The sequence below is a fragment of the Streptomyces sp. P5F9 genome, from assembly GCF_057961495.1.
In genome coordinates, this window is sequence record NZ_JBXVPZ010000975.1 from 1 (window position 1) to 969 (window position 969).

2 protein-coding genes are annotated in these 969 nt (G+C 67.7%); both read right to left on the reverse strand.

All coding sequences use genetic code 11. The annotated features are described in order from the left end of the window. On the reverse strand, positions 1-684 hold a 684-nt coding region (locus tag AC31A1_RS51905; protein ID WP_489659993.1), incomplete at its 3' end, for an arginase family protein. Beyond that, positions 635-969, reverse strand: a 335-nt coding sequence (locus AC31A1_RS51910) for an MFS transporter (RefSeq protein ID WP_489659994.1), incomplete at its 5' end; no start/stop codon positions are given. The genes AC31A1_RS51910 and AC31A1_RS51905, both read right to left, overlap by 50 nt.

Here is a 969-nt window from a genome sequence, read left to right on the forward strand (position 1 = left end):
CGCGTCCCCGGTCCCGGCCGGCAACGCCACATTGACCGCGGAGCCCTCCCCCTTCCCGGCCCCGGTCTCCTCCGGCCACCCGGTCTGCGGGAACAACGTCCGAGGATGCTCATGCAGGGAGATCGTCAACACCCGGGGGTCGTCCCAGAACGCCGCCTGGACCCCGTCCCCGTGATGCACGTCCACATCGACATACGCGATCCGCTCGGCCCCCAGCTCCAACAGCCGAGCAATAGCCAGCGAGGCGTCGTTGTAGATACAGAACCCCGAGGCAGCCCCCGGCATGGCGTGATGCAACCCGCCCGAGAAGTTCACGGCATGCAGAACATCCCCGGCCCACACAGCCTCAGCGGCCCCCACCGACTGCCCCGCGATCAGCGCCGACACCTCATGCATCCCGGCAAAGGCAGGATCATCCATGGTCCCGAGCCCATACGCCCCGTCCGCCGACTCCGGATCAGCCGAGGCCGCCTTCACCGCCTCGACGTAGTCCTCCCGGTGAACCAACCGCAGAGTCGAATCACCCGCGGGCTTGGCCGCCACCACGTCCACGTCCTTGTCGAGCCCGAAGGCGTCGACGAGTCTCCGGGTCAGGGCGAGCCTGACCGGGTCCATCGGATGGTCCCGGCCGAAGTCATAGCCCGTTACTGCCTCGTCCCACATCAGCTGTGCGCGCCCGCTCATGCCCGTCACCGTACCGGCCCGCCGGCGGCGCGAACGAGCGGGCGTACACCAACGTCACCAGCACCAACACCATCGGCACGAGCATCGCCCCGCGATAACTCCAGGCGTCACCCAGCGCCCCCACCAACGGCGAACCGATCAGAAACCCGACGTAATTGAACACATTGAGCCGCGCAATGGCCGTATCCGAAGCCCCCGGGAACAACCGCCCAGCCGCCGCAAAGGTCTGCGGCACCAGCACACACAACCCAAGCCCCAACAAGGTGAACCCGAGCATCCCGACCC